General features: G+C 67.5%; 2 protein-coding genes. One reads left to right on the plus strand and one right to left on the minus strand.

Annotated features, from left to right (window positions below):
- Positions 1-410 precede the first annotated feature (410 nt).
- Positions 411-8156 (plus strand): ricin-type beta-trefoil lectin domain protein, encoded by a 7746-nt coding sequence (locus tag CCN35_RS00795; RefSeq protein ID WP_086791182.1) that lies wholly within the window; start codon positions 411-413, stop codon positions 8154-8156.
- A gap of 85 nt (positions 8157-8241) precedes the next feature.
- Here CCN35_RS00795 and CCN35_RS00800 read toward each other — a convergent pair whose 3' ends face one another.
- On the minus strand, positions 8242-8937 hold the full coding sequence (locus CCN35_RS00800) for a hypothetical protein (RefSeq protein WP_143631338.1): 696 nt from the start codon (positions 8935-8937) through the stop codon (positions 8242-8244).
- Positions 8938-9225 lie beyond the last annotated feature (288 nt).

The raw sequence follows: 9225 nt of genomic DNA on the forward strand, positions 1-9225 counted from the left end.
GCGGCTTTTGATCACCCGCTCCATCCGATTGGATGGAGGTTTCCCCTCGAACTCCTGATTGGTCATCAGTAGTGGCGACCTGACACGACATCAGGCGTGAGACAACTCACAAACAGCCGTCTGCGGGCCCATCCCGTCGATCTTGAAAGGTGTAGTGCACATGACGGAGAGTGCACGCACGCACGAGCCCGAGCGGGGACGTGTGCCTTCGTTTGCATCGCCTGGGGTGGGAGTCGACGCGTATGCGTGCTCAAGGTCCGCTGTCATGGCTGGGGCGGGGACGCCTGACCCTGACAGAGTCACAACGCCGGCGTCGTCGGCATCGCCGCACGGCCGTGATCCTGTTGCTGGCCTCGACACTGACGGTGACCTCCCTCGGCGAACAGGCGCTGGCGGTACCCGGCCCCGGCATGAGCCGCGAGAAGTCGATCGCACAGGTCGATCTGCCCGACCTGCCGGAGAGCACCGCGGTCGAAGGCGACGAGGAGGCCGAGAAGAGCCTGACCACCGCGCCCGAGGTCCCCGTCGACCCGTACACGCCGACCGCCGTCACCCCCTGGACGGAGAGCAGCGGCACCGCGACGCTGACCCCGGACACCGAGCCCGGCACCACCGTCCCGGTCTCCAACGGCCTGCCGATCGCGCTCGGCGTGCCCGAGGACACCGATCCGGCCGCGATCGCGGGTGAGTGGGAGGTCGACCTGGCCTCACCGGCCGCCTCCCAGGAAGCGGGCGTCGCAGGCCTGATCATGCGGGTCACCCCGCCGGCCACCGCCGACCCCGAGGCGCAGGTCGCGCTGGCCGTCGACACCACCGGCTTCGCCGACCTCTACGGCCCCCAGGCCGCCGACCGCTTCGGCCTGGTCCTGCTGCCCGAGTGCGTCCTGACCTCGCCCGACAGCGGCGACTGCGCGCCCGAGGGCGGCACGCAAACCATGTCGGGCAAGGCGGACCCCGACACCGCCGAGCGGCTGAGCAGCACGGTGGAGGTGGTGCCGGCGAAGGAGGCGCCCACCCGGACCACCGCCGCGAAGAACGCACCCACCCGCAAGATCCTGTCCGGCTCGGTGCCGGTGGCCAACCTGCTCGGCGACGAGCCGGCCTCGAAGACGACCGGCGCCTCCGTCCGTACCGCCGCCCTGCAGGCGGTGGACGCCTCCGGTCCGCAGGTCGTCGGCGCCATGGACACCGGCGCGTCCGCCGCCGGTGACTTCACCGCGACGCCGCTGCTGTCCTCGGGCTCCTGGTCGGCCGGCGCCTCCTCGGGCGCCTTCACCTACGCGTACCAGATCCAGGTACCGGAGACCGCCGGCGGCCTGATGCCCAAGGTGGCGCTGAGCTACTCCTCGCAGACGGTCGACGGCCGCACCTCCGCCACCAACAACCAGGCCTCGTGGATCGGCGACGGCTGGGACTACAACCCGGGTTCCATCACCCGTACCTACGCCAACTGCCGCGAGGACTCCAAGAAGGCCGGGTCGAACAACGCCACGCACCGCACGGCCGACCTGTGCTGGGGCTCGAACAACGCGACCCTGTCCCTCGGCGGCACGACCACCGAGCTGGTGTGGGACAAGGACAAGGGCAAGTGGTTCACCGCCAACGGCGACGGCTCCAGGATCGAGCAGATCAAGGACAACAAGAGCGGCAACGGTGCCCGGAACGGCGAGTACTGGGTCGTCACCACTCGTGACGGCACCCGCTACTACTTCGGTCTGCACAAGCTGCCGAACTGGAAGGAAGGCGACCCGGTCACCAACTCCGTCCTGACCGTGCCGGTGTACGGCAACCATCCCGGTGAGGACTGCTACAAGGCCGGCGACTGGGCCGGCTCGTGGTGCACCCAGGCCTGGCGCTGGGGACTCGACTACGTCGAGGACGTCCACGGCAACGCCATGTCCCTGTGGTGGAAGCGCGACAAGAACTACTACGCCCGCAACTTCAACTTCAAGGCGCCGGTCGCCTACGACCGCGACGGCTACCTGTCCCACATCGACTACGGGCAGCGCAGGGACACCCTCTTCTCCAAGGAGGCTCCGGCCCGCATCAGCTTCCAGGTCGGCGAGCGCTGCTTCGACGAGGGCAGCCTGACCTGCTCGGAGGAGAACTTCACCCACAAGGACCCGGGCAGGTACCGCATCTGGTACGACACCCCGGCCGACCTGCGGTGCGAGGCCGGCAAGAAGTGCTGGAACGCCGGCCCGTCGTTCTGGTCCCGCAAGCGCCTGGTCTCGATCACCACCTCGGCACAGCGGTTCAAGGACAACTCCGCGCGCCAGGTGGTGGACAAGTACACGCTCACGCAGAGCTTCCCGGTCCTGAGGACCGGCCCGAACACCGCCCTGTGGCTGGAGTCGATCCAGCGGACCGGGTACGCCCGCGGCGGCAGCACGGACGAGAGCGTCACCCTCAACCCGGTGCGCTTCGAGCCCAACGCGGAGGACATGCCCAACCGGGTCATGCGGCCCAATGACCCGCGTCCCGGTTTCTCCCGGCTGCGCATCGCCCGTGTCATCAACGAGTACGGCGGCGAGACCGTCGTCACCTACAAGCAGCCCACCGGTGACTGCGCCACCGGAACCGGTCTGCCGGGCAAGAAGGACACGGCGGCGCTGAAGTCCAACTCCCGCCTGTGCTACCCGTCGTTCTGGCACCCGGACCCCGAGGTCGAGGACATCGACTGGTTCCACAAGTACGTGGTGGAGTCCATCGAGGAACTCCCCAACGTCGACGGCGCGCTCGGCACCAAGACGACGTACTCGTACAAGGACCCCGGGTGGAAGCTCGCCGAGAACGAGTTCACCAAGAAGTCCACGCGCACCTACTCGCAGTTCGCCGGGTTCGCGCAGACCACGGTGATCACGGGTGAGGACGACCCGGCCATCGGCAGCAAGAAGTCCAAGGCCGTCACCCGCTTCTTCCGCGGCCTGGGCGACGACGTCTCGGTCAAGGACATCACCGGCGCCGAGATCGCCAAGGACCACAAGGCATTCGCCGGCCGTATCGCCGAGGAGCTCACCTACGCGAACGCGAACGACGCGGACACCGACTGGCTGTCCCGCAGCGTCACCGTTCCGGCCGTCACCGAGCTGGGCAAGCGCGACCGCGACGACGGCCTGAGCCCGCTGTACGCCTGGCGTGTCACGGAGCCGGTGGAGATCGCGTACACCAAGTCCTCCGGCACCGGTGACGACACCCGCCGCGAGCGGGTCGTGAGGACCGAGACGACCTATGAGCCGACGTACGGCCTGCCCACCCAGGTGCAGTCCTTCGGCGACACCGGAAAGACCGGGGACGAGTCCTGCACCAGGCTGGAATACGTCCACCACACCGGCAAGCACCTCATCGGTCTGACCAAGCAGGTGCTGGTCTCGCCGACCCTGTGCGCGCAGGCCGACTTCACCGACCTGAGCAGCCTGAGCGGCGCCACCCGCACCGCGTACGACGGCGGCTCCTACGGTGCCGCGCTCTCCGACTCCACACGCGGTCTGGCCACCCAGACCTGGTCGCTGAACGGCGACGGCACCGGCTTCCAGACCGACGGGACCACCGACTTTGACGCCCTCGGCCGTGTGATCCGGCAGACCGACCCGGACGGCAAGTCCTCCACCATCACCTACACCCCGTCGTCCGGGCAGGTCTTCTCGGTCACGGAGACCAACGCCCTCGGCCACTCCCAGACGCAGGAGCTGGAGCCGGGCCGTTCGACCACCCTCAAGACGACCGACCCCAACGGCCATGTGAGCGAGGCGAAGTACGACCCGCTGGGCCGTCTCGTCGAGGCCTGGGCCCCGGGCCGCACCCCGTCGAGCTCGTCCGTGCCGGACTTCAGGGCCGTCTACACAATCCCGACGTACGACCCGGAGAATCCGGACCGCAAACCGCCGTACGTCACCACCTACACACGCGGGCACGAGAACCGCGTGGAGACCTCCGTCACCCTCTACGACGGACTCGGCCGCGAGCGGCAGACACAGGAGGAGGCCGACGGCGGCGGGCACCTGATCACCGACACGCTGTACAACAGCTCCGGTGAGGTCTGGCAGACCAACAACGCCTACCTGACCTACGAGGCCGAGCCGGGTGTGCTGTTCACCCCGGTCTCCGACACGGCCGTCCCCAACATCACCCGTTACCAGTACGACGGACTCGGCCGCGTGGTCGAGGAGATGCCCGTCCTCAAGGTCGTGGACGAGGAGACCAAGGAGGCCAGGTCCGAACCGGTCCCGGAGCGGGCCACCCGCTACGAGTACGGCGAGGACTGGTCGAAGGTCGTCCACCCGGACGGAGCCTCCTCCTACCGGGTCTTCACCGACGCGCTCGGCCGCACCTCCCGCGTGGACACCTTCAACCCGGACGCGCCCGGCGGCTTCACGTCGATGCGGTACACCTACGACTCCCACGGCCGGCTCGTGAAGGCGGTCAACTCCGCCGACACGGCCCACCCGTGGACCTGGACGTACGACCACCGCGGCCGGATGAAGAGCGCCACCGACCCGGACTCGGGCACCACGACGACCAAGTACGACCACCGTGACCGCCCGCTGACCACCACCAACGCCCGGGGCATCACCGTCTGGAACGGCTACGACGCACTGTCACGGCCGACCCAGCAGCGTCTGAAGGACGCGAACGGCACGCTGCTGGCCGAGTTCACCTACGACACGGCCCCCGGCGGCAGGGGCTTGCCCGCCACCGCCACCCGCTACACCGACGGCCAGGCGTACGTCCAGAAGGTCAACGGCTACACCAAGGACTACCAGCCGACCTCCACCACGCTGAACCTGCCGTGGGAACTGGCCGCCACGTGGGGGCTGGAGACCTCCTACACGTACGAGTACACCTACACCGACACGGGCATGCTGAAGGAGGCCTCCCTGCCGGCGGTCGGCAGGTTCGCCGCCGAGAAGCTCGTCGTCCGCTACAACAAGGACGGCCTGCCCCTCTCCATCTCCGGCAAGGACTGGTACGGCGCCGAGACGGTCTACTCCCCCTACGGCCAGGTGCTGCGCTCGACCCTGGGCGCGCAGCCGTACCGGGTGTGGACGCAGAACCTGTACGACGAGTCGAGCGGTGAGCTGCAGGACCAGTCCGTCTACCGCGAGCAGTCCGGGGACAAGACCCTGGTCGGCGGGAACCTCGTCTCCCGGCGGTCCTACACCTACGACCCGGCGGGCAACGTCACCTCGATCCGGGAGCACGCGGACGGGATCGCGGAACGGCAGTGCTTCACCTACGACCCGCTGGGCCAGCTGAAGTCGGCCTGGACGGCCAAGGACCACACCGAGACCGGGTGCAGCGGTCCGAGGAAGAGCGACGGCACGCTGAACGTGTCGGCCGGCGAGGACAACTCCGGCTACTGGCAGGAGTACGAGTACGACCTGCTCGGCAACCGCAAGAAGCTGATCGAGAAGGACCTCACCGGCGACACCGGCAAGGACGCCACGACCACCTACTCCTACGGCAAGGCCGACGGCACCCAGCCGCACACGCTGACCAAGGTGTCGAAGACCTACACCACCCCGCAGGGAGCGCAGGTCAAGGCCGAGGCGGAGCGCCTGTACGAGCTGACGGGCGAGACCAAGTCGGTCACGTCCCTCCAGAACGGTGACAAGCAGGAACTGACCTGGACGTACGACGGCCAGGTCGACCGGATCAGCGGTCAGGGCGCGAACGGCAGGACCCCGTACGTGGGCCTGGCGGACAAGTGCCTGGACCTGAAGTCGGGCCGGGCCGTGGCCGGGCAGCCGATCCAGCTGCACTCCTGCACCACCTCGGTGGCGCAGAGCTGGCGCTTCACCCCCACACCGGGGACGGCGCAGACCGACCGCGACCGGGGCACCCTGGACGTCTACGGCGACTGGTGCGTGCAGCCGGCCGCCAACACGGCCGGGTCGGCGGTGCAGTTGCAGAAGTGCGACGGCTCGCCCGACCAGGAGCTGAAGCGGAACACCTCCGGTCAGCTGACCCACCTCGCCTCGGGCCTGTGCCTGGCGGTGAAGGACGCCAACTCGGCGAACTCCACCCCGATCGTGCTGGCCGCCTGTGACAGCACGAAGTCCGCGCAGGTGTGGGCGCCGCAGAACGACACCCGTCACATCTACGGCCCCGACGGCTCCCGCCTGCTGACGATCAAGGGCAAGCAGGCCACCCTGCACCTGGGCGAGGCCGAGGTCACCGTCCAGCAGGGCGGCGTCCTGGTCAACACCCAGCGCACCTACGCGGCCCCGGGCGGCGCGGTGATGCGCTACGCGAACGGCACGGGCAGCGAGTCCCTGGTCGCCCTGACCGGCGACCACCAGGGCAGCACCTATGCCGAGGTCGCCATGAGCGACGGGATGTCGGTGCGGATCCGCAAGCAGGACCCGTTCGGCAACCAGCGCGGGGCGAGCACGACCGGCGCCAACCTGCAGACCCACACCGGGTTCCTGGGCGCCACCCGTGACGACGCCTCCGGCTACCAGCCGCTGGGCGCCCGCCTGTACGACCCGGTCGTCGGCCGCTTCCTGTCCGTCGACCCGCTCCTGGACCTCAACGACGTCCTGCAGTCCAACGGCTACGCCTACGCGCACAACAACCCGGTGACGATGTCCGACCCGACGGGTCTGGCCATCACCCTGACCGCCTCGGAGCGGGCCGCCGCTCTGGCGGGCGCGGGACTGTCGGCGGCACAGGTCGCCCAGGCCCAGGCCACCATGAACAAGTCCTTGACCTCGGTGATCCTCTCGGTCGCCTGGGCGACCCTGAAGGACTTCATCGGCATCAACGACGCCCTCGCCTGCTTCGGCGGCGACATGTGGTCCTGCGGCAGCCTGATCATCGGGGCGATCCCGTGGAGCAAGCTCGGCAAGATCCCCTCCGTCCTGAAGGCCGTCAACCGCACGATCAGCGCCATCAAGGCCTTCCACGCAGCGAAGAAGGCGGCCGCGCTGGTCCTGAAGACCGCGAAGGCAGCCGAGGCCGCGGCGCTGAAGGCGAAGAAGGCCGCCATCGAGAAGGCCAAGAAGGAAGCCGCCCAACGAGCCAAGAAGAAGGCCGCCGAACAGGCGAAGAGAACCACCGACAAGGCCGTCAGTCTGACGAAGAAAACGGGCAACCCGGTCCAGAAGCAGGCTCAGGCCAGGTCAGCCCCGAAGTCGTCGTCCGTGGCCGGCACCAGCAAGAGCTCCGGAAGCGGGGGCGGCAGCAAGAGCACCGGCTCCAAGCCCGGCGGCAGCTCGGGCGGCTCCTCCCGCAACAGCGGCGGCTCCAGCGGCAGCGGGGGGTCCGGGAAGGCCGAGGGCGACCCGGGATGCAACAGCTTCGTCCCCGGCACCAAGGTCCTGATGGCCGACGGCTCCACCAAGCCGATCGAGAAGGTCAAGACCGGCGACAAGGTCATCGCGACCGACCCGAAGACCGGCGAGAAGCGGGTCGAGACGGTCACCGCCGAGATCAAGGGCCAAGGTCTCAAGCACCTGGTCAAGATCACCATCGACACCGACGGCAAGAAGGGCACCAAGACCGCCCAGATCACCGCGACCGACGGCCACCCCTTCTGGGTCCCCGAACTCGGCGAATGGATCGACGCCACCGACCTCAAGTCCGGCCAGTGGCTCCAAACCAGCGCCGGCACCTACGTCCAGATCACCGCAATCCAGCGCTGGACGAGCCCCGGATCCACCGTCCACAACCTCACCGTCAGCAACCTCCACACGTACTACGTGCTGGCGGCGACGACCCCGGTTCTCACCCACAACACCAGCGGACAGGCGTGCGAGGTGTGGACCTCCCAACAGACGCACCTAACCTCAGGTGTGCTGGATATCCAGGTCGACCAGATTCCTCTGGGCAGCGGGGAGAATGCCGGAGGGTTCCTCAGCAGAGACAACAACGCGGCTCTAGGGGTCAACGGGGTCGTCGACTGGCGCTCTATCCCAGGCATGACGAAGGAGAACTACCACCACGTCGAGATGCAGGCCGCAGCCTACATGCGACTAAACAACATCCGGTTGGGCCGCCTGTACATCAACTACAAAAGCGGTGCCTGCGGCTACTGCGACGGACGCTGGTACCACGGCGGGGTCAACATCGAGGACGCCCTGCCCCATGGTGCGCAGCTCTGGGTCACCGTGGCTGGAGGAAGGACGGTCCGCTATGTCGGAAACCGTAGTTGAGCCTGAGTGACCTAGCGTGGCAGCCTGTCGGTGGAGCATCTACACGCTCCACCGGCAGACGTGTTTTCGGCGCAGGTTTTGGGTTTTAGAAGGGGGGCTCCACAAATGGGGTGGGACGTGGCCGTACGAGAATGTACGGTTCAAGGTTGGCGCGGTATTTCAGGAGGTCGGTGCCGGGAGCTGCGGCGACGGTGAACATCCAGCTCTCCTGGCCGGGCGGGGCGTAGCCGACCGGTGGTGAACCCACCCTGGCCAGCGCATCGCTGCTGCACAGCCAGCGGGTCGACAATGACTCGTTGACCGCAGGCGAGAAAGGCAGAACGGTGAACCAGTTCAGTACACCGGACTCGAGCACCTCGGTTGGCGCCACAGCGGAGAACTTGGTCTCTGTTCCCAGCAGCGCCTCATGGACAGTGCGATGCAGCAGGAACCGCTCGAGATTCTCGCCAGTAGGTCTCCAGTAGTCGGAGGTATTCGTGCGGTCGAAGACCTGGAGGTCCGCCGATTCCGGGTTCACAGCCCAGTAGAAGCCCTGCTGGTTCTCGATCCAGAAAACCAGCATTCCGTCGGCGTCCCTTTTCAGGTCTTCCGGTTTCACCGGATAGTCCTGGAATGTGACCGGCACGCCGACCGAAGCGGCCGCTTTGTGCCATTCAATCAGTTCAGGGGGAATATTACCGAAATTCGGGAAAGCGGGTTCCGAGGATTCGTCGGATGTGCCGTACCAGCGCCGGAGAAAACGCCGGACGCTGTCGCTTCGGGGATGCAAAAGTTCTTCCACACCGAAATCGTACAACCAAACCCTGTCCATTGATGCGGCCGATCGCTGTAGCCCGGCGGCAAGGTTGTCCCTATTGCTTGTCCAAGATGGAGCACGCGCATGCAGGACTTGTCCTGCGGTGCCGCCCCAGCCTAAAACGCGCCCGTAGTCCTCCGGGCCGGAAGCGCGGTTGTCGTTGTGCGCCCGGATGACCGTATTCAGCCCCTGTACTAAGGGCTGTCCCGTAAATGATCTACGGCATGCCGGTTGACCAGCGTCGTTTTTCCGGTCACCCGGCGAGGGCGAGGT

This window comes from Streptomyces thermovulgaris, assembly GCF_002155915.1.
In the GTDB taxonomy this organism is placed as follows: Bacteria; Actinomycetota; Actinomycetes; order Streptomycetales; family Streptomycetaceae; genus Streptomyces; species Streptomyces thermovulgaris.